The organism is Hyphomonas sp. (genome assembly GCF_040882205.1).
Classification (GTDB): Bacteria; Pseudomonadota; Alphaproteobacteria; order Caulobacterales; family Hyphomonadaceae; genus Hyphomonas.
Map to the genome: position 1 here is coordinate 1 of NZ_JBBEBT010000214.1, position 20,804 is coordinate 20,804.

23 protein-coding genes and 1 pseudogene are annotated in these 20,804 nt (G+C 65.3%); 8 read left to right on the forward strand and 16 right to left on the reverse strand.

Features of this window, described 5'->3' with window-relative positions:
• Window positions 1-115 precede the first annotated feature (115 nt).
• Together WEA77_RS08795 and WEA77_RS08800 are read right to left on the reverse strand one after the other, a co-directional pair.
• Window positions 116-1,855 (reverse strand): amidohydrolase family protein, encoded by a 1,740-nt coding sequence (locus WEA77_RS08795; protein ID WP_368067496.1) that lies wholly within the window; start codon window positions 1,853-1,855, stop codon window positions 116-118.
• Between the two features lie 131 nt (window positions 1,856-1,986).
• Complete coding sequence (locus tag WEA77_RS08800) at window positions 1,987-2,835, reverse strand: hypothetical protein (RefSeq protein WP_368067497.1); 849 nt, start codon at window positions 2,833-2,835, stop codon at window positions 1,987-1,989.
• 221 nt (window positions 2,836-3,056) lie between these two features.
• Here WEA77_RS08800 and WEA77_RS08805 point away from each other — a divergent pair, with 221 nt between their 5' ends.
• Together WEA77_RS08805 and WEA77_RS08810 are read left to right on the forward strand one after the other, a co-directional pair.
• Window positions 3,057-3,917, forward strand: a complete 861-nt coding sequence (locus WEA77_RS08805; protein ID WP_368067498.1) for an EamA family transporter — start codon at window positions 3,057-3,059, stop codon at window positions 3,915-3,917.
• A gap of 82 nt (window positions 3,918-3,999) precedes the next feature.
• Complete coding sequence (locus WEA77_RS08810) at window positions 4,000-4,737, forward strand: inner membrane-spanning protein YciB (protein WP_368067499.1); 738 nt, start codon at window positions 4,000-4,002, stop codon at window positions 4,735-4,737.
• A gap of 63 nt (window positions 4,738-4,800) precedes the next feature.
• Here the strand turns inward: WEA77_RS08810 and WEA77_RS08815 are convergent, their stop codons facing one another.
• On the reverse strand, window positions 4,801-5,307 hold the full coding sequence (locus WEA77_RS08815; protein ID WP_368067500.1) for an NUDIX domain-containing protein: 507 nt from the start codon (window positions 5,305-5,307) through the stop codon (window positions 4,801-4,803).
• A 189-nt stretch (window positions 5,308-5,496) separates the two neighbouring features.
• Here WEA77_RS08815 and WEA77_RS08820 point away from each other — a divergent pair, with 189 nt between their 5' ends.
• Window positions 5,497-6,000, forward strand: coding sequence for a MarR family winged helix-turn-helix transcriptional regulator (locus tag WEA77_RS08820; protein WP_368067501.1), 504 nt, complete (start codon window positions 5,497-5,499; stop codon window positions 5,998-6,000).
• 24 nt (window positions 6,001-6,024) lie between these two features.
• Here WEA77_RS08820 and WEA77_RS08825 read toward each other — a convergent pair whose 3' ends face one another.
• The 5 genes from WEA77_RS08825 to ccmA are packed head-to-tail and all read right to left on the reverse strand — an operon-like array spanning window position 6,025 to window position 8,694.
• Window positions 6,025-6,546, reverse strand: coding sequence for a redoxin family protein (locus WEA77_RS08825; protein ID WP_368067502.1), 522 nt, complete (start codon window positions 6,544-6,546; stop codon window positions 6,025-6,027).
• A complete protein-coding gene (gene ccmD / locus WEA77_RS08830) occupies window positions 6,543-6,695 on the reverse strand; it encodes a heme exporter protein CcmD (RefSeq protein ID WP_368067503.1) in 153 nt (50 codons plus the stop codon). Before ccmD ends, WEA77_RS08825 begins: the two co-directional genes overlap by 4 nt.
• A gap of 2 nt (window positions 6,696-6,697) precedes the next feature.
• On the reverse strand, window positions 6,698-7,429 hold the full coding sequence (gene ccmC, locus WEA77_RS08835; RefSeq protein ID WP_368067504.1) for a heme ABC transporter permease CcmC: 732 nt from the start codon (window positions 7,427-7,429) through the stop codon (window positions 6,698-6,700).
• A 21-nt stretch (window positions 7,430-7,450) separates the two neighbouring features.
• Window positions 7,451-8,116 (reverse strand): heme exporter protein CcmB, encoded by a 666-nt coding sequence (gene ccmB, locus WEA77_RS08840; protein ID WP_368067505.1) that lies wholly within the window; start codon window positions 8,114-8,116, stop codon window positions 7,451-7,453.
• Complete coding sequence (ccmA, locus tag WEA77_RS08845) at window positions 8,113-8,694, reverse strand: heme ABC exporter ATP-binding protein CcmA (protein WP_368067506.1); 582 nt, start codon at window positions 8,692-8,694, stop codon at window positions 8,113-8,115. Before ccmA ends, ccmB begins: the two co-directional genes overlap by 4 nt.
• 176 nt (window positions 8,695-8,870) lie before the next feature.
• Here ccmA and acnA point away from each other — a divergent pair, with 176 nt between their 5' ends.
• On the forward strand, window positions 8,871-11,639 hold the full coding sequence (gene acnA / locus WEA77_RS08850; RefSeq protein ID WP_368067507.1) for an aconitate hydratase AcnA: 2,769 nt from the start codon (window positions 8,871-8,873) through the stop codon (window positions 11,637-11,639).
• 116 nt (window positions 11,640-11,755) lie between these two features.
• Entirely contained in the window at window positions 11,756-12,403 is a 648-nt protein-coding gene (locus tag WEA77_RS08855; protein ID WP_368067508.1) for a DUF1223 domain-containing protein, read from the forward strand.
• Window positions 12,404-12,407: 4 nt separating this feature from the next.
• Here the strand turns inward: WEA77_RS08855 and WEA77_RS08860 are convergent, their stop codons facing one another.
• The 8 genes and pseudogenes from WEA77_RS08860 to purE form a co-directional block, all read right to left on the reverse strand.
• Entirely contained in the window at window positions 12,408-13,427 is a 1,020-nt protein-coding gene (locus WEA77_RS08860; protein WP_368067509.1) for a DUF4340 domain-containing protein, read from the reverse strand.
• A complete protein-coding gene (locus WEA77_RS08865; protein ID WP_368067510.1) occupies window positions 13,424-15,322 on the reverse strand; it encodes a Gldg family protein in 1,899 nt (632 codons plus the stop codon). Before WEA77_RS08865 ends, WEA77_RS08860 begins: the two co-directional genes overlap by 4 nt.
• Window positions 15,323-15,330: 8 nt before the next feature.
• Complete coding sequence (locus WEA77_RS08870; protein ID WP_368067511.1) at window positions 15,331-16,086, reverse strand: ABC transporter permease subunit; 756 nt, start codon at window positions 16,084-16,086, stop codon at window positions 15,331-15,333.
• Window positions 16,086-16,817: an ABC transporter ATP-binding protein gene (locus WEA77_RS08875; protein WP_368067512.1), complete on the reverse strand. Its 732-nt coding sequence runs from the start codon at window positions 16,815-16,817 to the stop codon at window positions 16,086-16,088. Before WEA77_RS08875 ends, WEA77_RS08870 begins: the two co-directional genes overlap by 1 nt.
• Window positions 16,818-16,905: 88 nt before the next feature.
• Window positions 16,906-17,757, reverse strand: a complete 852-nt coding sequence (locus tag WEA77_RS08880; RefSeq protein WP_368067518.1) for a creatininase family protein — start codon at window positions 17,755-17,757, stop codon at window positions 16,906-16,908.
• Window positions 17,666-17,854, reverse strand: a complete 189-nt coding sequence (locus tag WEA77_RS08885) for a hypothetical protein (RefSeq protein WP_368067519.1) — start codon at window positions 17,852-17,854, stop codon at window positions 17,666-17,668. Before WEA77_RS08885 ends, WEA77_RS08880 begins: the two co-directional genes overlap by 92 nt.
• Window positions 17,851-18,747, reverse strand: a pseudogene (locus WEA77_RS08890) (5-(carboxyamino)imidazole ribonucleotide synthase); the annotation flags it as partial. The gene WEA77_RS08885 and the pseudogene WEA77_RS08890, both read right to left, overlap by 4 nt.
• Window positions 18,744-19,238, reverse strand: a complete 495-nt coding sequence (gene purE, locus WEA77_RS08895; protein WP_368067513.1) for a 5-(carboxyamino)imidazole ribonucleotide mutase — start codon at window positions 19,236-19,238, stop codon at window positions 18,744-18,746. The gene purE and the pseudogene WEA77_RS08890, both read right to left, overlap by 4 nt.
• Window positions 19,239-19,392: 154 nt before the next feature.
• On the opposite strand from purE, the gene WEA77_RS08900 reads away from it, so the two are divergent.
• The 3 genes from WEA77_RS08900 to WEA77_RS08910 all read left to right on the forward strand — a co-directional run.
• Complete coding sequence (locus tag WEA77_RS08900) at window positions 19,393-20,091, forward strand: GGDEF domain-containing protein (protein WP_368067515.1); 699 nt, start codon at window positions 19,393-19,395, stop codon at window positions 20,089-20,091.
• A 105-nt stretch (window positions 20,092-20,196) separates the two neighbouring features.
• The gene (locus tag WEA77_RS08905; RefSeq protein WP_368067516.1) at window positions 20,197-20,364 is read left to right on the forward strand and encodes a YdcH family protein; all 168 of its coding nucleotides are present in this window, start codon (window positions 20,197-20,199) and stop codon (window positions 20,362-20,364) included.
• Window positions 20,365-20,493: 129 nt separating this feature from the next.
• Window positions 20,494-20,804 (forward strand): SDR family NAD(P)-dependent oxidoreductase (locus tag WEA77_RS08910; RefSeq protein ID WP_368067517.1); only part of this gene is annotated, 311 nt, incomplete at its 3' end.

Here is a 20,804-nt window from a genome sequence, read left to right on the forward strand (position 1 = left end):
TAGCGGCGGTTTGCGGTGCGAAAGCCTTTGGCTTGGGTCACTTGGTGATCTCCTTGTCAAGTTTCCTTGTCTGTATGACAAGGGACCTTGACTAGTCAAGTGACCTTTACGAGTCTTACTCGGCGGCGAGGGCCGAGGCGGGCGCTGCCTGCTTGCCGCGTACCAACCGGCCGGGCTTGGCGCCGGTGGGTGTGCCATTGCGGTGGGTGACTTCGCCCTTGAGGATGGTTGCGGTGTAGCCGGAGGCGCGCTGCATCAGGCGGCGGCCGCCGGCGGGCAGGTCGCGGATCACCTCCGGCAGGTGGAGTTTCAGGCCGGAGAGGTTGATGACGTTGAGGTCGGCGCGCAAGCCCGGCGAGATCAGCCCCCGGTCCCAGAGGCCGATCCATTCGGCAGTGGCGCGGGACTGTTTGTGGACGAGGAATTCCGGCGAAAGCTTCGGCCCGCGCGTACGGTCGCGGATCCAGTGGGTGAGCATCGTGGTGGTGAAGGAGCCGTCGCAGATCATGCCGACATGCGCGCCCCCATCTGAAAGACCGGGAAGCGTGGCGGGGCTCTGCATCATCTCGGCGATCGGGTCGAGCGAGCCTTGGGCATAGTTGAGAAAGGGCAGGTAGAGCATGCCCTGACCGTCGCGCTCCAGCATCAGGTCGAGCGCAACTTCCTGCGGAGGGACGCCGCGCCGGGCGGCGATGGCCTCCAGCGTGCGCTCGGGGCCGGGTTCGTAATCAACCGGGTCTGAGAGCTGGAAGATCTTGCCGAAGCTGCGGAGCATCACTTTGAGGAAGGGATTGTCCGTAGACGGCTCATCCGCCAGCAGGCGGGCGCGGAAGCCCGGTTCATTCAGTTTTCGTACACGCTCTGCATGCTGAAGGTCGGCGATCTCGCGATATACGGGATGAGCGCTGAACGGGTTCAGCGTCAGGTCAAGGCCGAGCAGCACCCCGACCGGGCGGGGCGCGACCTGTGCGCGGATCGGCAGGCCTGCGGCGGCGGCGGCCTCGATGGCGCCGAGCAGCAGGCGCCAGCCTTCCGGGGCGACATCCGCCTGTGCCAGTGAAACAGAGAGCGGACGCCCCGAAACCTCGACGAGGCGCCGCAGCATGGCGGCCTCTTTCTGGGGGTCATTGAAGTCCGATACAAACTGCAACACGCCGCGCCCGGCTTCGGCGAGGCCCATGGCGATGCCGGTCAGTTCTTCCTGCGAGGCGGTAAGCGTAGGGGTCGGCTGGCCGTCGGAGGTGCGGTGGTTCAGCGTGCGCGAGGTGGAAAAGCCCATCGCACCAGCCATTACGGCCTCTTTCGCCAGCTGTTTCATCGCGGCGATGTCGGCGGGCGTCGCATCCTCGCGATTGGCGCCCCGGTCGCCCATGACGAAGACGCGCAGCGCGGCGTGGGGTAGCTGCGCGCAGATGTCGGTGTCGAACTTGCGTGCCGAGAGGAAATCAAGATAATCCGGGAAGCTTTCCCAAGCCCAGGGCAAGCCCTCTTCCAGCACAGGATAGGGAATGTCCTCGACGCCTTCCATAAGGCGGATCAGGCGGCCGTGATCTTCGGGCTTGCATGGCGCAAAGCCGACGCCGCAATTGCCCATCACGGCGGTGGTGATGCCGTGCAGCGAGGACGGGCTGATCGCTTCGGCCCAGGCGGCCTGACCGTCGTAGTGCGTGTGCAGGTCCACGAAGCCGGGCGTGACAACTTGTCCGCGCGCGTCGATTTCCTCGATCCCTTTGCCATTTACCTTGCCGACCCCAGTGATCACGCCGCCGGAAACGGCGACATCGCCTTCAAATGCAGGCGCGCCGGAACCGTCGATGACGGTGCCGCCGCGAATGATCAGGTCGTGTGTCGCCATGGCAAACTCCTCCTGCCGGGGAGGATGCCTCAAGGGGAGGGGGTGTCAAACCCTGACGCTGCGGCGGGGCTGCAGAAACCGGTCCGCGCAGGGGGGGGCGGAACGGCCCTGCGCGCGGCGCCTGTCCCGCCCTAAGTCGAGACCAGCGTATCTTCGAGCCTGTCGCGTTCGCGCCCGCCATAGACCGATGCGGAGGCGGCGACGAAGGCGCCGATCATCATGGCGAGGGCCGCGGCGATGGAGAGCGCGGCGGTGGCGGCGTGGGCGCCATCCACTGCGCCGCGGGCTTCGTCGCGGGCATTTTTTTCGCCGAACGCTGCATCGACGCGGGCCTGGGCCTCCTGGGCATTCACCCCGGCCCATTCGGCGACATCGGTTTCCGGCCAGTTTCGGTCGGCGGCTGTCACCGCTTCCTCGTCGGCCAGGGCGCGAACCACGAGACGATCAGCTTCGAAGCGGGCTGCCGCAAGCAGTTCGGGGTTTGCACCCGGCGCGCGGTAGAGACGGTCCGTGATCAGTGTGGAAGGGCCGGGCGCGTCAGAGACGGCCGCAGCAGACGTGACAGCGGTGGCGGCAATGGCGCTTCCGGCAGCGGCAAGGGCAGCAATGGCGAACAGTGCGGCACTGGCGAGCGCCCGGGTGAGGAAGCCCTGGACGGTGTCGCGGAAGTAGACCTCGTCATTATGGATCGACCAGCGCACGCGCATTCGTCCGGCGATGTAGCCGCCGGCAACCGAGGCGAAGATCTGCGTGAGGACCAGCCAGAGGATCGCGGCTGTGCCGATGGCGGCTATCGGCAGGCCGTCGCCAGCGAACGGCGACATCGAGCCGAAACCGAAGGCCGAGCCAAGCACGACCATCTCAACCGTGAGGCTAAGCGCAGTCAATGCGCCGGCGAAAATGGCAGACCAGCAGATCGAATGGCCTTCCCAGCGCAGCGGGTTTGCGGGGGAGGGGGCAAGGAGCGGGGCTGCGGACATGTAAAGCCTCCTAAAAGACCAGCAGAAGGAGGAGGATTACGGTGATCGGAACCCCCAGGAACCAGAGTAGAATGCCCTTGCCCATGACTGTGCCTCCAATGCGTGGCGGATGTTGGCCGGAGTGAACCTTGTGGGAGGGTAACGTTGCTGGACTGGGACCGTTCCCGTGCGGCGGCAAGGCCGCTTCCCCGGAGCCGATAAGCCGCCTATGCGCTGGCCCAATGGGGCCAGAATTCCTTCCCGTCGCGCTCTGCCTGATGTCGGCCCTGACGGTGGCGATCACCAATGTCATGGTGAAACGAGGCGGCGATGTGCTGACCACGCGGGCCATCGTGGCCATCGTCATGGGGCTGACGGTGGTGCCGCTGGCGCCCTTCGTGCCGATGCCGCCGCCGGGGACATGGGGGCTGATCTTCCTCTCGATGGCGGTTCACGGGCTCTATCAGTTCTGCGTAATCCGGGCATTGCACCGGGGCGCGCTGTCGCTGGTGTTCCCGGTGATGCGTGGGCTCGGCCCGCTGGCGACGGCAGTGCTCGCCGCGATCTGGCTGAAGGAAGGCCTTTCCGCGGTGCAGACGGCCGGGCTTGTGGTGGCGAGCCTCTCCATCCTTGTATTTGCGCTCCCGACCTCCGGCACGGCGGACGGCCGCCGGCTCGATCGGTCGGCCCTGTTCTGGGCGATGATGACGGCGGTGGGGGTCGGCCTTTATGCTGTCGCTGACACACGCGCCGCGCGGGCAATGGACACACCTTTCACTTTTATCGTGTGGCTGTTCCTGCTTGACTGGATCGGCGTGACGGGCGTGCTGCTCTGGCAGCGCAAGGGCAGGGTGCTCTGCGTGATGCGGCCGGAACTGCGCAACGGGGTCATCGGCGGTGTGGCAGGCGCCATTTCCTATGGGCTCGCGATCTATGCCTATACGCTGACGGACGCTGCGATGGTGACGGCGTTGCGGGAAACCTCGGTTGTGTTCGCGGCGGCCTTTGGCGCCTGGCTGCTGAAGGAAGGGTTTGGCCGGCGCCGTGTGGTGGCGGCTTGCACCCTGGCGGCGGGCCTCGTGCTGATGCAGGCGGCGGGGTGACGCGCGAGGCTGGAACGCACGCGACATCCGTGACAGACAGACGCGGTAGAACCAGAGGGCCCGCATCTGCGTAGGAAGTGGCATGAACGAGACAGTGAAAACCGAGAACGGCATTGGCACGGCTGCCGGCAAGGCTAACCAGCTCTGGGGCGACTTCGTCCCCGTGATCGCCTTTGTGCTGGTCTACAATATCTTCCGGCGTGTCGATCTGATGGACGGGCTGATCAACAAGGACACGGCAATCTTCTGGGCGACCGGCGTGCTGCTCGCGCTGATGCTGGGCTTCCTCCTTCGCCAGCTGGTGATGCGCGAGCCGGTTTCGCAGATGATGCTTTTTTCCTCTGCCATCGTGGGCGGCTTTGGCCTCATCGGCATCCTCCTCCAGGAGAAGGCCTTCATCTATGTGAAGCCGACCATCCAGCAGCTGTTTATGGCGGGCATCATTTTCATCCCGCTGATGGTCGGCCGGAATGTCTGGAAGTCGCTTTTCTCGAAAGTTTTCGACCTGCCGGATTTCGCCTGGCGTACGCTGGCGATCCGCTGGGGATTTTTCTTCATTGCGATGGCGATATGGAATGAATATCTCTGGCGCACCTTCGCGCCGGGCTTTGATGTGCCGCTCGTGATGGCAGGCATTCCGGTTGCGCCGGCGGGAACCTATGAATTCCTTGGACTGACATTCGGCGCAAAAGACGCCGAAGATGTGTGGGCGAACTGGAAGCTCGGCAACATGGTCATAGTGCTGATCTTTGGCGCGGCGAATACGCCGTACACGCTGAAACATCTGCGTGATCCTGAAACCGAACCGGCGGCGGCTTAACGCTCTGGCGCACAACTGATTCTTCGGCTGCGCTCGCGATGAGATTGCTTTGCCTGGGGGTGCTCAACGCGTCAGCTTGTCCGTGCCCGGCGGATTTGAGAACGGTGCAAAGGCATCCTTGTCGCGCGTCTGCGCAAAATGGGTCAGCGCCCAGACCACAGTCGGGAAGGCAAGCTCAGACCAGGGGATATCTTTCCAGTGGACGAGCTTCACTTCCAGGCTCTCCGGCCCCGGAGCAATATCCGACATGAGCCGCGCCCGGAACATAATCTGGACCTGCGCTATGCGGGATACGGAGTAAACCGCGAGTAGCCGGTCAATCTCGATGTCCGCACACGCCTCTTCCCTGGCTTCGCGCCGGGCGCCGTCCTCGACGCTTTCGCCTTCTTCCATGAAGCCGGCCGGAAGGGTCCAGAACCCCATGCGGGGTTCAATGGCGCGTTTGCAGAGAAGGAGCAGGTCACCCTGCGTCACAACCGAGCCGGTGACGATCTTGGGGTTCACATAATCTACGAAGTTGCAGCGATTGCAGATACGCCGTACCCTGTCATCTCCTTCCGGAACGGCCATTCGAAAATCTGTGTGTTGGAAAGGAGTTGGCAATTGATCAGTCATCCAATCTTTATCCTATCGCCTGTATGGAGAATGCGATTGATCCGCCTACGGGGTTGTTGATAACGCCCTACCAAGCGGATTGTCCCTGTTTATCTATCTCGTCTCTCACCCCATCCCATCCTTAGCAAAACGGAAACCAACACCATGGCCTTCAACCTCAACACCTCGCCCAGCCATCTCCTGCACCGCGCCCAGCAGATCGCCGCCAACCATTCGGCAGCTGCGCTGAAATCGGCCGGCCTGACGCTTCGTCAATTCTCGGTTCTGTCCGCCCTATCGGGTAATGAAGGTGTCAGCCAGTCTGATCTTGTCAATGCCACCGGCATCGACCGCTCCACCCTCGCCGACATGGTTGCCCGCATGGAAGCCGGCGGCATGATCAAGCGCTCGGATTCGAAAACCGACGCCCGGGCCAAATCAGTCTCGCTTACTCCGAAGGGCAAGAAAGCCCATGACAAGGCCCTCCCGGCCGTCCTGAAGGCAGACGCCGCCCTCTTCGCGACGCTGGCAAAAGCCAAGCAGGAGGCGCTGATCCAGGGCCTGACCGGCCTCGTCGGCGACAAGCCGGAAGCCCCGGCGCCGAAGGCCAAGAAAGCTCCGGCCAAGAAAGCTCCGGCGAAAAAAGCTCCGGCCAAGAAAAAGAAATAAGCTCCGTTTCCAGACGGAACCGAATTACGAGCGAGGCGCCCCCAGCGCCTCGCTTACTTTTTGGAGCGAGGTCTCGTCCAGTGGGCCGTTGATGTGCAGCAGGATCTCGCCCTCGCCGGAAATCACGAATGTCTCCGGCACGCCGGTCAGGCCGAAATCGAGCCCGCCGCGGCCTTCGGGGTCCAGTGCCACCTGTGTGAACGGATTGCCGAGGCGGGCGAGAAACGCGTCCCCGTTCTCCGGCTTGTCCTTGTAGAGGACGCCGACCAGCTGACCCGGATGTGTCTCGCCGAGGGCCATAAGGTATTTGTGCTCGGCTTCGCACGGCGCGCACCAGCTGGCGAAAAGGTTCACTGCGATGGTTTCCCCGCCGGGGGGAGGGGCGAAGGAGGTCTCGCCGCCCTCCTTCAGTTCAAAGACAAACTCGGGCGCGGCGCGGGAGACGCGGGCAAAGTCGCCCTTATCCGGGTTCAGCATCCGCCAGGCGCCGAGCAGACCGAACAGAAGCAGCGCGCCAACAGGCAGGGCGAACGGCCAGCGGTTCATTCGCTGTCCTCGCCGGGGGAAAGTTTCTCGAGCTGCTTGCGGGCCGCGCGGGCGGCCAGCACGACCTGCAGCGTCAAACCAAGGATCAGCAGCGCGCCGAGGCCATAGCAGGCCCAGATATAGGCGGCGTTCTTGTCGAATTCGGGCATTGTCAGAACGCCTCCAGCTCTTTGGCGCGCAGGCGCGCAATCCGGCGCTCACGGATTTCGGTCCGCATGCTGGTCATCACGAGGCCGCCGAAGAGGAGCGAATGGCCGAGGGCGCTGACCAGAAGGGGGGTGAGGTAGACTGCCGCCATTTTCGGACCTTCGGCGGTGATGACGCTCGCATCCTGATGCAGCGAGGTGAACAGGTCGACCGAGAACTTGATCAGCGGAATATTGACCGCGCCGACCATCGCGAGGATCGCCCCGGCGCGGGCCGCCTTCTGGCGCGTATCCATCGCTGCGCGCAGTGCCATATATCCGAGGAAGAGAAAGAATAGGAACAATACGGACATCATCCGCGCATCGTCCCATTGCCACCAGGTACCCCAGGTCGGCTTGCCCCAGATCGAACCGGTGGCGAGGCAGAGCGCGGTCCAGACAGCGCCCAGCGGCGCGATGGCCTTTGCGGCGATGTCGGCGAGTTCATGTCGCCAGACGAACCAGACGAAGCTGGCGATCGCCAGCGCCGAATAACTCGCCATCGCGAGCCATGCGGCGGGTACGTGCACGAACATCACCCGCATGATGTCGCCGCCCTGATACTCGTCCTTCGGTACAACCCAGAGGCCCTGCCAGAGGCCGTAAAGGATACAGGCGGCGGCCAGCGCATAAAAAAGCGGGGCCAGCCAGTCCGACAGGCGAAGGAATTTGTGGGGGTTGGCGAAGTATGACCACATGGCAGATGACCTAGCGCCCTCTCAGTCTGCCGCCAAGCGCAGCGCTGCCGCCATGGCATAGGGCGCAACAGCGCAGGCGAAGAGGGTGGAGGCGGCCAGGAACAGCGGCGCGCCCGTTGATCCCGGTCCCCCGGACATCGCCAATGCCCCGAAAATGGCTGTCGGCACGAACAGGGGCAGCGCGATCAGCGAGATCAGCAGGCCGCCCCGGCGCACGGTGGCCGAGAGGGCCGCGCCAACCCCTCCCCAGAAGAAGAAGGCGAGGCTGCCGAGGGCGTAGAGGCCGGCATTGACGAGGAGGGACGGGCTCGCCTCGGCCTGGAACATCAGGGCCAGCAGGGGCGAAAAGAGAGCGAGAGGAAGCCCGGCCGACAGCCAGTGCGCCAACGTCTTGGCCGCCGCGACGGCAGACACCGGCGCGCCCGCCTGCAGCCAGAGGTCCAGCGTGCCGTCCTCGGCATCGGCCTGGAAGATGCGCTCGAGGGTGACCAGGCTCGCAAGGGCGAGCGCAACCCAGATAATGCCGGGGCCGACCGCCTTGAGGGTCTCTCCATCGCTTCCGATGCCGAGCGGCACGAGCACGGCGGCGCCCCCAAGGAACCCCAGCGGCAGCAGCGCGCCTGCGCCGCCCGCCCAGGCTTCGCCGAGGGACTGGCGAAAGGCGGCAAGGATCGGGGCGGGGCTCACAGCGTCAGGTCTCCGCTCGCTGCAAAGCCTGCCTCTCCGTGGATCGCCGCGATGACGGCGCCGCCTCTGGCCCGGTGCTCCCCGATCAGGGCGTCAACCAGTGCGCGCCCCTCGGCATCGAGCGCCGTGTAAGGCTCATCCAGCAGCCAGACCGGGCGGTCCTCTAGCAGCAGGCGGGCCAGCGCGGTGCGGCGGCGCTGCCCGGCGGAGAGGTAGCGACCTGCAACGTCTGCCGGCCGGGCCAGACCCATACGTGAGAGGGCCGGATCACTGTCGGTGGGCGAACCCCAGGCCTGCGCCCACAGCTTCAGGTGCTCACGCGGGGTCTCCTGCGGCTTCAGCCCCTCGCGGTGGCCGATCCAGTGATGCCCGGCGCCGCGGGCAACATCCCCTGCTTCCGGGCGGGTCAGCCCGGCGAGGATGCGCAGCAATGTCGTCTTCCCGGCGCCGTTCGCGCCGCGCAGCACCAGAGCCTCGCCCGCGCGCAGGGCCAGCCCGACATCCCGGAACAGAACGCGCTCGCCCCGGATCATGCCGAGGCCGATGGCGGAGAGAAGGGGGCGCGCCTCAGAACTCATCAATGGAGGGATAGCCGGTTCCGGCGCGCCCGCAAACGCGGCCTTGTCGCGCGGGTGCGCCCCTACAGCCAATTGCGCGCGGGAGGCGAGGACTATAAGAGACCCCCAGCATATCAAGGCGGGTCCGCCCCAAGCTCTGTGTTGGGTGGCCGCGTGACAGGAGGCAAAGCCGACACATGCCGTCAAAAGACAGCTTCAAATCGAAAAGCACGCTCACCGCCGCAGGCAAGTCGTACACCTATTTTTCCATCGCGGCGGCCGCCAAATCGGCCGGCCTTGGCGACGTGTCGCGCCTGCCGGCGGCCCTCAAAGTGCTGCTCGAGAACATGCTGCGCTTCGAGGACGGCCTGACGGTGACCCCGGACGATATCCGCGCCTTCGGCGCCTGGGCCGACCAAGGCGGCCAGAACCCCCGGGAGATCGCCTACCGCCCGGCCCGCGTGCTGATGCAGGACTTCACCGGCGTCCCCGCCGTGGTCGACCTCGCCGCGATGCGCGACGGCATCATGGGCCTCGGTGGCAATGCCAAGAAGATCAACCCCCTGGTCCCGGTCGACCTCGTGATCGACCACTCGGTGATGATCGACGAGTTCGGCACGCCGCGCGCGTTCCAGGCCAACGTCGACCTCGAGTACGAGCGCAACATGGAGCGCTACACCTTCCTGAAATGGGGGCAGAAGGCGTTCAACAATTTCCGCGTCGTGCCGCCCGGCACCGGCATCTGCCACCAGGTGAACCTCGAATACCTCGCCCAGACCGTCTGGACCGATACGGACACGGACGGCTCCGTCCTCGCCTATCCGGACACCCTCGTGGGCACCGATTCGCACACGACCATGGTCAACGGGCTCGCCGTCCTCGGCTGGGGCGTCGGCGGGATCGAAGCTGAAGCCGCGATGCTCGGCCAGCCGGTCTCGATGCTGATTCCGGAAGTTGTCGGCTTCAGGATCACCGGCGCGCTGAAGGAAGGCGTCACCGCCACCGACCTCGTGCTGAAGGTCGTCCAGATGTTGCGCAAGCACGGCGTCGTGAACAAGTTCGTCGAATTCTACGGCCAGGGCCTCGACAATATGCCGCTCGCCGACCGCGCCACCATCGCCAACATGGCGCCGGAATACGGCGCGACCTGCGGCTTCTTCCCGATCGATGACGAAACGCTTCGCTACCTGCGCCAGACGGGCCGCGACGAGGCCCGTATCGCGCTGGTCGAAACCTATGCCAAGGAGAACGGCTTCTGGCGCGGCGCCGACTATGCCCCCGTCTATTCCTCGACGCTCAGCCTCGACCTCGGCGATGTCGTGCCCGCCATCTCCGGCCCGAAACGTCCGCAGGACCATGTTGCGCTTGACCGCGCCGCGCAGATCTTCGGCGATTACATCGACGGCGTGCGCAAGCCAGCCAAGGCGCCGGAACTGCAGAAGTCCGAAATGACGGAAGAGGGCGGCCTGCCAGCACCGAAAACGATCCCCGGCGACCATCCGGGCCCGAGCTTCGCGAAAGTCGATGGCCGCGACTGGACGCTGCGTGACGGTTCGGTCGTTATCGCCTCGATCACCTCCTGCACCAACACGTCGAACCCCTATGTAATGATCGGCGCCGGTCTTGTCGCCCGCAAGGCGCGTGCGCTCGGCCTCACCCGCAAGCCCTGGGTCAAGACCTCGCTCGCGCCCGGCTCGCAGGTCGTGTCTGAATACCTCAACGCCGCCGGCCTGCAGGAAGACCTCGACGCCCTCGGCTTCAACCTTGTCGGCTATGGCTGCACCACCTGTATCGGCAACTCCGGTCCGCTTGATCCTGAGATCTCGAAGGCGATCAACGAGAACGACCTCGTCGCCGTCTCGGTGCTCTCCGGCAACCGCAACTTCGAAGGCCGCATCAGCCCCGACGTGCGCGCCAACTATCTCGCGTCGCCGCCGCTGGTCGTTGCCTATGCGATCGCGGGCGACATGAACATCGACATCACGAAGGAGCCGATCGGCACATCGAAAGATGGTGCGCCGGTCTACCTCAAGGACATCTGGCCGACGACCAGGGAAATCGCCGACATGGTGCACCGCGTCGTCACGCGCGAGATGTTCATCTCGAAATATGCAGACGTCTTCAAAGGCGATACCAAATGGCAGGGCGTACAGACGACCGATGCCGAAACCTATGACTGGCCGGTCTCCTCGACCTATATCCAGAACCCGCCCTACTTCCAGGGCATGTCGCCGCAGAAGGGCGATATAAATCCGATCACCGGCGCGCGCGTGCTCGCCGTGCTCGGCGATATGATCACCACCGACCACATCTCCCCGGCCGGCTCCTTCAAGGCCAACAGCCCGGCGGGCAAATACCTCAACGAACGCCAGGTCCCGCTGAAGGATTTCAATTCTTACGGCTCGCGCCGCGGCAACCATGAAATCATGATGCGCGGCACCTTCGCCAACATCCGTATCAAGAACGAAATGCTGGACGGCGTCGAAGGCGGTTACACCATCGGCCCGGATGGCAAGCAGACCTCGATCTATGACGCGGCCATGGCCTGGATCGACAAGGGCGTGCCCCTCGTCATCTTCGGCGGCATCGAATACGGCGCCGGCTCGTCGCGCGACTGGGCGGCCAAGGGCACGAACCTGCTCGGCGTGAAAGCCGTGATTGCCGAGAGCTTTGAGCGTATCCACCGCTCCAACCTTGTCGGCATGGGCGTCATCCCGTTCGAGTTCATGCCGGGCGAGAACCGCAGGACGCTGGGCCTTAAGGGCACCGAAACGGTCGATATCGAAGGCCTCGGCAATGACATCCGCCCGCTTTCGACTGTGCCCTGCCAGATTACTTATGCCGACGGCACGGTAAAGACGATCCAGATCAAATGCCGGATCGATACCGAGATCGAGGTCGACTATGTCAAGCATGGCGGCGTGCTGCATTATGTGCTGCGCGATCTGGCCCGCTCAGGCGCCTGACGCTGCGTAAATCGCGAGGAGTGCCGCCGAACCAATGGGCTGCGGCGGGCTTTTTCGCAGTCTCTCACGTGGCTGTGACTGTGCGCGGCGTCCCGGAACGCATATAACCCGGGAAAATGACCCGTCTTCTCGTCTCCCTCGCGCTCCTGTTCGGCTTCGCGGCGCCTGTGCATGCGGACGGCCCGATGCTGGTGGAGCTGTTCGCGTCGAAGAACTGCCGCGCCTGCCCGGCGGCCTACAAGACGATGAAACAGGTCGAGGCCGAGCGCGGCGACGCCGTCATGGTAGTGACCTGGGCGGTCGATTACTGGGACTATCTCGGCGGCAAGGAAAAGATGGCCCTGCCGGAATCGAAAGATCGCCAGCGCGCCTATGTCGACCATTTCTCGATGCGCGGCCCCTATACGCCGCAGACGGTGTATAACGGCCTTGAGCAGGCGTCCGGCAACAAACCCGCCAAGGTGGGCGCCGCGGTGATGAAGGCCGAGATGGCCGAGCCCACCGATGTGCGGCTCAAGCGTTCCGGAAAGCGCGCCGTGCTGACGGGCCAGCCGGACGGCCTGTCTGATATCTGGTGGGTCGCCTATCTCGACGCCGATGACAACAAGACCAAGATGCCCAATCCCGTCACCAGCGTGCAGCAGATCGGCCCCTGGCTTGGCGGGCGCGCCGAGATCGAGCTTCCGGCCTGCAGGTCGGGCTGCGTTCTGATCGTGCAGGAAGCTGGCATGGGCCGCGTCCTTGCCACGATGCGTGCGAACTGAACAGCTAAGCTGGCGGCCGAACGATGCTCGACACCCGCGGCGTATAATCCGCCCAATCGGTCGCCGTCAGTTCGAATGCCCAGCCCACCGCCTGCGCGTTGATCGCCTCGGCCCGCATGGCGCCTTCGCCTGCCTCGACCGCGCGGAGCGTGATGAAATAGCCGCCCCGTTCCCTGTAGGCCCGCACATCCACTTCCAGCCCGTCATGCGTCTGCGTAATGTGCCGCGATACCGGTTGCGTGCGCAGCGCATCTGCCGGCTTCACGCCGATCGGCATGAAGCGTGTCAGGGCGAGCGCGGGGCCGGTCACCGCGAGGCGGCTCGTCAGGCGGTAATTCTGGTAGGGCGGGGCAGGGCGGAAGGCCCGATCGCTGGAGCCGACTTCGCGCTGCAGAAACAAGTTCTCGCCGTCTTCGTCCGTGAGGCGCACCGCAGAGACGGCGTCCTCATTGATGTCGAGGAAGCCGAGATCGAGCCAGGCTTCGGAACTGTAGAGCGGCGGCAGGTTGCCCGTCACCCGGAAGGCAGTCGCTTCGTCCGGGTGGCGGCCATAGATGTACTCGCCCTTGCGTCCGGTGATCAGCGCCGCGCCGGAGGCGCCGTCCGGGCCGATCACTTCGAGTAAGGCGCCTGAACCACCCTCTCGTGGATCGCCAAGGCCGATGCGGTTCAGCTTCTCCGGATCATCCGTGCGCGGTGTATCCCAGACGAGGCTTTCCAATCCCGTCGCGAGTTCTGCCAGCCGGTCCTGCCGGATCGGATAGCCTTCGCGGGTCCCCAGCCGCCAGCCTTCGCCGGTCGCCACAATGGAATAGCGCTCGTCCGCCAGCGTAATGCGGATTTCGCTGGCTTCGGCGCGCAGGGTAGCGAAGTCCGGGAATACGGGTGTGCCCGTGCGGTCACTGGTCTGCACCGGCGCGCCGCCGCCAAGATGGGACACCGCGGCCACAAGGCCGAGCGCGCCTGCAATGGCCGCGAGAAAGAGCGTGCGCCGTGCGCGCTGGCGGTCGCGCGGCGTGCTCATGGCGCAGCCTTCCGTGGCCGCCTCTGGCGCTGCCAGACGATCAGGCCGGCGAGCGCGACGAGCACCGGACCACCCCAGATATTGATGGCTTTCAGACTGCCTTCCAGCTGGTCGATGCCGCGCCGGTAATCGCGCTCCGTTTCGCGCAGGCGAGCGCGTAGCGCGAGAGTATCCTGGCGCAGGCTCGCCAGCTCCGTGCGCTCGTCATCGGAAAGTTCCGCTTCCGGGTCGCCGGAGAAGAAATCGCCGCCGGTGGGCGCCTCCTGCAACTCCGCCAGCCGCGCTTGCGCTGCGGCGAGGCGGGTTTCAAGCTCGGATTGCTGGCGGAAATATTGCTCCTCCGCTTCGCTCCGCATGCCGTTTATCCGGGTCATCGGGCGCAGCGCCGGCGCGCGCGAGCGCAGCCGGGACAGTTCGCCCCCGCCGGCCAGCGCGTCGAGCGCGTTCAGCACCAGCGCGCCATTATCTGCCACAGCGGCGCCTCCCCCGTCCACGATGTAGAATTCGTCGGCGATAAAATCGGCGTCCGCGATGACGATTATCTCTGCGGACCGTTCCCCGGAGCGGATATGCGGCGGCAGGGCAGCGGCGGCTGCGCGTGCCGCTTCAGCCGTCGCCGGGTCGCGCGGTTCATCGATGGCCGGAGCGCTGCCGGGAAAGGCGGAGACGAGCACGCCTGAAATCCGCATCGCCAGCGGCAGCGGGTCTGGCAAGCTCTGATAGTTGCGCAGCACATCCGCAGGAGACATCTCGCGCGCGGCTTCGCCGGCATTGATGAAGGAGGGACTTGGCCCTGTCGTGATAAGCAGCGTCAGGGTGACACCCTGCGGCGGCGTGCCCACCACCAGCGCGCCGGGCGCACCGAAGTTCACCACGCGCATCAGGTCTGCCGTGATCGGATCTTCCCGGCTCATCGCCAGCGCGGGCACGCCAAGAAACAGCGGATGCGCCATCTCTTCGAGCGTCCCGCGCTCGGTCTCTACCGGCACCGGCAGGGCAAAGGCGACATCGGCGACCGCATCCGGCGCCAGTTCCACGCCCCAGGCGCGGCCAAGACGGCCAAGGCTGGAACGTGCCAGCTCGTTGCTGGTGCCGAACACGTCGCCGGTTACGGCCGTCTTGGCGGCCGGGTCGACAAGGAATAATGCCCGCCCTCCGCGCAGCAGGTACTGGTCGATCAGCCATTCCTGCCGGCTCGAGAGGGGTGGCGGATGCGCAACCAGCAGCACGTCGACATCTTCCGCCAGCGCGCCGAAATCCTCCGGGAGCAGATCTATCTCGAAACTGCGGGCAATATCCTGCAGCAGCACATAGCCGCCCGCCGGGTCTGGCGCGAGCATGCCGGGCAGGGACGAGAGGATCGCCACGCGCGGCGGCTCCGGATGGTTCAGGCGTGAGATCATCCGTGTCAGGTCATATTCCAGCGTCAGTTCCTGCTCCGGCGCGAGGAAAGGCAGGATGCGCACATCGTCGATCGTGTTGCGGCCGATGACTCCAAAATAGAGCGGATCATTGCCGCCGGCGGGCACTGCCGGGATGGCGGCCGCAAGCGCTTCGTCCTCTGCCTCGGAGAAGGGCGCCGGATCAATCTCGCGCACCCGGATGCGGCCCTTGCTGGCGGCCTCGTAGGTTGCAAGCAGCTCGCGCACCCGGGCGGCATGCGCCTGCACGGCCGGGTAGTCCTGCCCGACGCGGCGGGAATAGACGAAGACGAGGTCCACCGGCTCGGAAATGTCGGCCAGCGTTGTCCGCGTCGCGTCCGACAGCGTGTAGAGCCCGCCTTCGGTGAAATCGATCCGCGCGCCGGCCAGCAGTTTTTGCGCGGCGATGTTGCCGGCCAGCAGGATCGCGCCGGCAAGCAATGTGGAAAGGATCAGGTAGCGACGCGTGTTCATGGTGTTGCTCACCCCAGTCTCTGGCGCGAGGCCCAGAGGCAGTTGAGGAAGGCAAAGGTCGCCGTGAAGCCGAGGAAATAGGCGACCGCCCGCAGTTCCAGCACGCCGCGCTGCGCGCCCTCGAACTGCGTGATGAAGGAGAAGCGCGCCACAATATCGGCGAACGCAGGCCCGAAAACTGCCTGCACGGTGGACAATACCAGCGGCCATCCGGCAGCGGTAAACACGAAGGCAATCACCACACTGATGACGAAGGCGGTTACCTGGCTGCCCGTGAGCGCCGAGACCGCCGCGCCTATGGAGAGATACGCTCCGGCCATCAGCAGGCTGACGAAATAGGCAAGCGCAATCGCGGTATTGTCCGGGCTGCCAAGAAAGTTCACCGAGGCCCACATCGGAAGGGTAAGAAGCAGGCCAGCGGCCGCAACGGTCCAGGCCGCCAGCAGCTTGCCGAGCACGAGGCCGGGAATGCCCAGCGGCAGGGACAATAGCAATTCGTCCGTGCCGCTTGCATGCTCGTCCGCCCAAAGTCGCATCGCGAGCGCCGGCAGGAATATCATGTAGAGCCAGGGATGCCAGACGAAGAAGGGCTGCAGGTCTGCAACGCCGGTATCGAAAAAGCGCCCGGCTTCCCAGGTGAACATGCCCAGGGCCAGCAGGAACACCGCGAGGAAGACATAAGCCATTGGCGTCGCGAAATACGCGCCCAGCTCGCGCCGGTAGGTCGCGGTGAAGCCGCTCATCTGGGTTTTCAGGAAATCCATCACAGCGTCTGGTCCTCGACCTGGTCGGTAAGGCGCGAGAAGGCCGCTTCCAGTGATCCGTCCTCGGAGCGCCGCGCAAGGCCGGCGGGCGTATCGTCGGCAACCACGCGGCCCCGGTCGATCAGCACTGCGCGGTGGCACATGGCCGGCACTTCTGTCAGCGTATGGGTGGAAATGATGATGGCTTTGGTTGGCGCCATCCGGGCGATCAGTGCGCGCACGGCGCGTTTCTGGTTGGGATCGAGGCCGTCCGTCGGCTCATCCAGCACCAGCACCGGCGGATCATGCAGGATCGCGCCCGCGAGGCCCACCCGGCGACGATAGCCCTTGGAGAGATCGCCGATCCGCTGATGGCTGACGCTCAGGATGCGCGCATCTGCAATCGCCCGGTCCACCGCGTCGCGCCGCGTCTTGCGGGGCAGGGCGCGCGCCTCGGCGAGGAAGCGCAGGAATTCTGGCGGCGTCATGCCATCATAGAGGGGCGCGCCTTCCGGCAGGTAGCCGAGCGCCGCCTGCGCCGCACGCCGGTCGGTGATGATCGACCTGCCGTCAATCAATGCGTCGCCCGAATCCGGCTCCAGCACGCCCGCGATCATCCTCATCGTGGTGGATTTGCCCGCACCGTTTGGGCCGAGGAAGCCCAGCACGGTGCCCTTTTCCACAGTAAATGACACGCCGCGCACAGCGTGCTTCGACCCGTAGGATTTCTCGAGCGCTTTTACTTCCAGCATGCCTTGCGGGGTGCCTCACCTTCTGGCCTTGGGTGATAGACCGCTTGGCGGGTTCCATCCAGAGCAGGCCTGCGAGATTACACGCAATTCAGGCGCCGTAGCGCGCCATCTCCCCGATCAGGCACTTCGCCGCGACCTCGACGATCTTCCCGCCATCCGCCGCATTGGAAAGCGTCGGGTCCGAGCCGATCCTTCCATCCGGGAAATCGCGGCGATAGCGCACGGCGTCGCTGATCGTGCCGGTCGGCGCAATCTTCGGGCTCATCGGCGTGTTTTGCCGCTCTCGGTCCGGATAGGCCCAATAGGTAACCGAGACTTCCGAGGCTGTGGCGTGGCTGCCATGGCCGACCGGGTAAAGCTGGTTGCAGAGGCTCATCACCTCCCGGTAGTCCCACCAGTCGCGCCGCTTCAGCGCGAGATCCGGCCGGTTGTCGGCGCCCTTCGGATCATAACTGCGCCGCGCATGGATTTCGGCAAAGGCCGCCTCGATGGTGGAAATATTGCCGCCATGCCCGTTGAACCACAACACCCGCTCGAAGCCGTGGCGCACAAGGCTCTCCGTCCAGTCCGCCATCGCCGCCATCATCGTCGACGGGCGCAGCGTGATCGTGCCGGGAAAGCCAAGATGGTGCTGCGCGCAGCCGACATTGAAGGTCGGCCCCACAAGGATGTCGTCCGGGGCCAGGCTCTCGGCATGGTTGGCGATGATCTCCGGGCAGAGTGCATCCGTGCCGATGAACCCGTTCGGCCCGTGCTGCTCGAACGAGCCGATGGGGATGACGATAGTTTTCGATTTTGTCAGCCAGCGTTCAATGTCCGGCCAGGTCGAGACGGGAAGGCGCATGGGGTCAATCCTTTCGGGGTCCGAGGCGGCGGGTGATATGGCCCATCTTGCGGCCGGGGCGCGCCTCGCGTTTGCCATAGAGCGTGAGCGTGTCATTGGGCCCGAGGCTTGCGGGGGGGACAAACCCCCCGCGTCGCCGATCAGGTTGATCATCTCGGCATCGTGCAGCCGGCGCGTATCGCCCAGTGGCCATCCGGCGACGCACCGGATATGCTGTTCGAACTGCCCCGTCTGGCAGGCTTCCGGCGTCCAGTGTCCGGAATTATGTACACGCGGCGCAAACTCGTTGGCCAGCAGTTTCCCGTCCGGCAGAACGAAAAACTCCAGCGCCAGCACGCCGACATGGTCCAGCGCCTCGGCCAGCGTCACCGCCTTCGCCCGCGCTTCGTCCTCGATGGACCTCGTCAACCCGCTCGGCACGGATGAGACTGACAGTATGCCGTCCATGTGCAGGTTGCGCGGCGGCGCCCAGGTGCGCGTCTCGCCGTCCGACCCGCGCGCCACGATGACGGAAATCTCGCACTGGAAGGCGATGGCCGCCTCGAGGATCGCCGGCGCGCCGCCGATCCGTCGCCATGCCGCCTCGGCTTCCTCCGGCGAGCGGATCCAGGCCTGGCCCTTGCCGTCATAGCCCTCGCGCCGCGTCTTCAGCACGCCCTTGCCGCCGAGCGTCGTCAGGGCTGCCGTGATATCGCCCGGCCCGTCCACCGGCTCGAACGGCGCGGTCGCAATGCCCTGCGCATTAAGGAAGGTCTTCTCCGTATACCGGTCCTGCGACACCATGAGTGACGCCCCGCGCGGCCGCACCGGCGTGCCCGCCGCTTCGATCACCTCGATCGTCCGTGCCGGGACATTCTCGAACTCGAGTGTGACCGCGTCGCAGGCCGCTGCAAACTCCGTCAGTGCGTCTGTATCATCCCAGGCCGCAGACCAGGCGCCCGCTGCCACGCGTCCCGCAGGCGGGTCCTCCTCCGGCGAATAGATCAGCATGTCGAAACCCAGCTGCGCGCCCGCGCTCGCCAGCATCCGCCCGAGCTGGCCGCCGCCGAGTATCCCGATTGCCGCGCCGGGCCGAAGCGGCGTCATCCCTCCGGAGCCTCTTTCACGCTCTCGGTCTGCGCCGCACGGAAGGCGTCCAGCTTCGCCGCCACGCCGGCATCTTCCAACGCAATGATGGAGGCGGCGAGGATGCCCGCATTTGCCGCGCCCGCCTCGCCAATGGCCAGTGTGCCGACCGGTATGCCTTTCGGCATCTGCACGATCGAAAGCAGGCTATCGAGGCCTTTCAGCGCTTTGGACTGGACCGGCACGCCCAGCACGGGCAGGGGCGTCATTGAGGCCGCCATGCCAGGCAGGTGCGCCGCCCCGCCGGCGCCCGCAATGATCACCTTGAGGCCGCGTCCCTTCGCGGACTTGGCGTATTCCACCAGCCGGTCCGGCGTGCGGTGGGCCGAGACGATCTTTGTCTCATGGGCCACACCCATCGCGTCCAGCATCCGTGCGGCTTCCTGCATAACCGGCCAGTCGGACTGGCTGCCCATGATAATGCCCACTACCGGGGTCTTGCCCGCTGCCATTGCCCGCCTCGCTGCCGGAAAGCGCGCACCATAGGTGTCCACTAGCCCGGGTCAACCGTCCGGGCGCTGATCTTGCGGCTGGTCCGTCCTTCGCGCGTCAGGCGAAATGCGAGCGGGGCTCTACAGGCGGCCGATTCGGCGCTATTCTCGGCCGATGGCGAAGGACTTTCCCCCATTTGATCCGGGCGAACTGCGCGCGTTGCTGGACGCGCTTGGCCTTGACCTCAGGCAGCTCGACCGACGCACCCGCGCCGCGATCGAGGCGCTGAGCGAGGAAGTGCTCGCGCTGCGCGAGGAATCCGCGGCCCTGAAAGCTGCGCTCGCCGACGCCGAACTGCTGGCCGACAATGACGCCTTGCTGCCGATCTTCAACCGCCGTGCCTTCGAGCGCGAGGTGCGCCGCGAGATCGCCCTGTCCGGCCGCTTCCAGACGCCGCTGTCGCTGATCTTCGTCGATCTCGACAATTTCAAGCTCGTTAATGACATCTACGGCCATGCCGCCGGCGACAGCGCGCTGCTGAAAGTGGCGGATATCCTGAAGGAACGCACCCGCGAGACCGATATTGTCGGCCGCCTTGGCGGCGATGAATTCGGCGTCGTGCTTGCCCACGCTACCTATGACGATACCCTGCGCAAGGCGGCCCATCTGGCCGCCGCCATCGATGCGCTCGAAGTGCGCGACGAGGCCAACGCTGCAATCCCGGTGGTCCGCATCGGCGCCTCCTGCGGCGTCGTGGAATGGCGCACCGGCCAATCCGCCGCCGCGCTGATCGCGCGGGCCGACCAGGCCATGTTCCTGGATAAATCCCGCCGCAAGGCGGCCGGACGCGCCGTTCGCGGATCAAATAACTGACAGTTAACAGAATCAGTTCCGGTCTTGCATGACTCCCGGACGGGCTTGTGGCATGTTGAGGAGGCGGCCTGATAAGTGCCGTGCTGACAGATAAGGAGACTGCCCATGTCGCTTAATGGTCGGATCAGTGAGCTCGCTGCAAAGCATCGCCACCTGGACGAACAGATTGCCGCAGAACAGAAACGCCCCTCCGGCGACGATCTGACGGTGAAGGATTTGAAGCGACAGAAACTGAGGATTAAGGAGCAGCTGCGACAGTTGCAGACTGGCTGACGCAAATCCCCTTGGCCCGCTTCTTGCGGACTGGCCGGGACACTTGATGTGGCCGCAGCCGTCCGGAGACAGGGCTTATGAAACACCAACCAGAACCACGCGGTGCGCAGTCCTGCGGAGTGCGCGCAAATGGGTGAGCCCGTAACCCTCGTCCTCGGGCTTGGCCGGGAAGTCGGCGATTCCGTCGCCCGCACTTTCGTCGAAGCCGGTCACCGCGTGCTGGTCGCCGATCCGTCCGCAGAGCGCCTCGACGCGGCGCAGGACGCCCTCGGCGACGAGATTGCCGTGTATCACGGCGAACTTCATTCGCGCCTCGGCCTGCGCAACGCGATCACCGCAGCGCTCGAAGCCTATGGCCGCATCGACAATGCCGTGATCATTCCCGAGATCGAGGAAGGCGACCACCTGCTCGATTTCGCCCAGGAAAAATTCGAGAAGGC

Coding starts and splice junctions, on each gene's coding strand:
- WEA77_RS08805 (WP_368067498.1), top strand. CDS start 3,057: ATGGGGCCAGAATTCCTTCCCGTCGCGCTCTGCCTGATGTCGGCCCTG.
- WEA77_RS08880 (WP_368067518.1), bottom strand. CDS start 17,757: ATGACACGCTCACGCTCTATGGCAAACGCGAGGCGCGCCCCGGCCGCA.
- ccmA (WP_368067506.1), bottom strand. CDS start 8,694: ATGAGTTCTGAGGCGCGCCCCCTTCTCTCCGCCATCGGCCTCGGCATG.
- ccmD (WP_368067503.1), bottom strand. CDS start 6,695: ATGCCCGAATTCGACAAGAACGCCGCCTATATCTGGGCCTGCTATGGC.
- WEA77_RS08870 (WP_368067511.1), bottom strand. CDS start 16,086: ATGGATTTCCTGAAAACCCAGATGAGCGGCTTCACCGCGACCTACCGG.
- WEA77_RS08860 (WP_368067509.1), bottom strand. CDS start 13,427: ATGAGCACGCCGCGCGACCGCCAGCGCGCACGGCGCACGCTCTTTCTC.
- WEA77_RS08815 (WP_368067500.1), bottom strand. CDS start 5,307: ATGGCCGTTCCGGAAGGAGATGACAGGGTACGGCGTATCTGCAATCGC.
- WEA77_RS08855 (WP_368067508.1), top strand. CDS start 11,756: ATGACCCGTCTTCTCGTCTCCCTCGCGCTCCTGTTCGGCTTCGCGGCG.
- acnA (WP_368067507.1), top strand. CDS start 8,871: ATGCCGTCAAAAGACAGCTTCAAATCGAAAAGCACGCTCACCGCCGCA.
- WEA77_RS08865 (WP_368067510.1), bottom strand. CDS start 15,322: ATGAACACGCGTCGCTACCTGATCCTTTCCACATTGCTTGCCGGCGCG.
- WEA77_RS08885 (WP_368067519.1), bottom strand. CDS start 17,854: ATGGCCACTGGGCGATACGCGCCGGCTGCACGATGCCGAGATGATCAA.
- WEA77_RS08810 (WP_368067499.1), top strand. CDS start 4,000: ATGAACGAGACAGTGAAAACCGAGAACGGCATTGGCACGGCTGCCGGC.
- purE (WP_368067513.1), bottom strand. CDS start 19,238: ATGGCAGCGGGCAAGACCCCGGTAGTGGGCATTATCATGGGCAGCCAG.
- WEA77_RS08820 (WP_368067501.1), top strand. CDS start 5,497: ATGGCCTTCAACCTCAACACCTCGCCCAGCCATCTCCTGCACCGCGCC.
- WEA77_RS08900 (WP_368067515.1), top strand. CDS start 19,393: ATGGCGAAGGACTTTCCCCCATTTGATCCGGGCGAACTGCGCGCGTTG.
- WEA77_RS08875 (WP_368067512.1), bottom strand. CDS start 16,817: ATGCTGGAAGTAAAAGCGCTCGAGAAATCCTACGGGTCGAAGCACGCT.
- ccmC (WP_368067504.1), bottom strand. CDS start 7,429: ATGTGGTCATACTTCGCCAACCCCCACAAATTCCTTCGCCTGTCGGAC.
- WEA77_RS08825 (WP_368067502.1), bottom strand. CDS start 6,546: ATGAACCGCTGGCCGTTCGCCCTGCCTGTTGGCGCGCTGCTTCTGTTC.
- WEA77_RS08795 (WP_368067496.1), bottom strand. CDS start 1,855: ATGGCGACACACGACCTGATCATTCGCGGCGGCACCGTCATCGACGGT.
- WEA77_RS08905 (WP_368067516.1), top strand. CDS start 20,197: ATGTCGCTTAATGGTCGGATCAGTGAGCTCGCTGCAAAGCATCGCCAC.
- WEA77_RS08800 (WP_368067497.1), bottom strand. CDS start 2,835: ATGTCCGCAGCCCCGCTCCTTGCCCCCTCCCCCGCAAACCCGCTGCGC.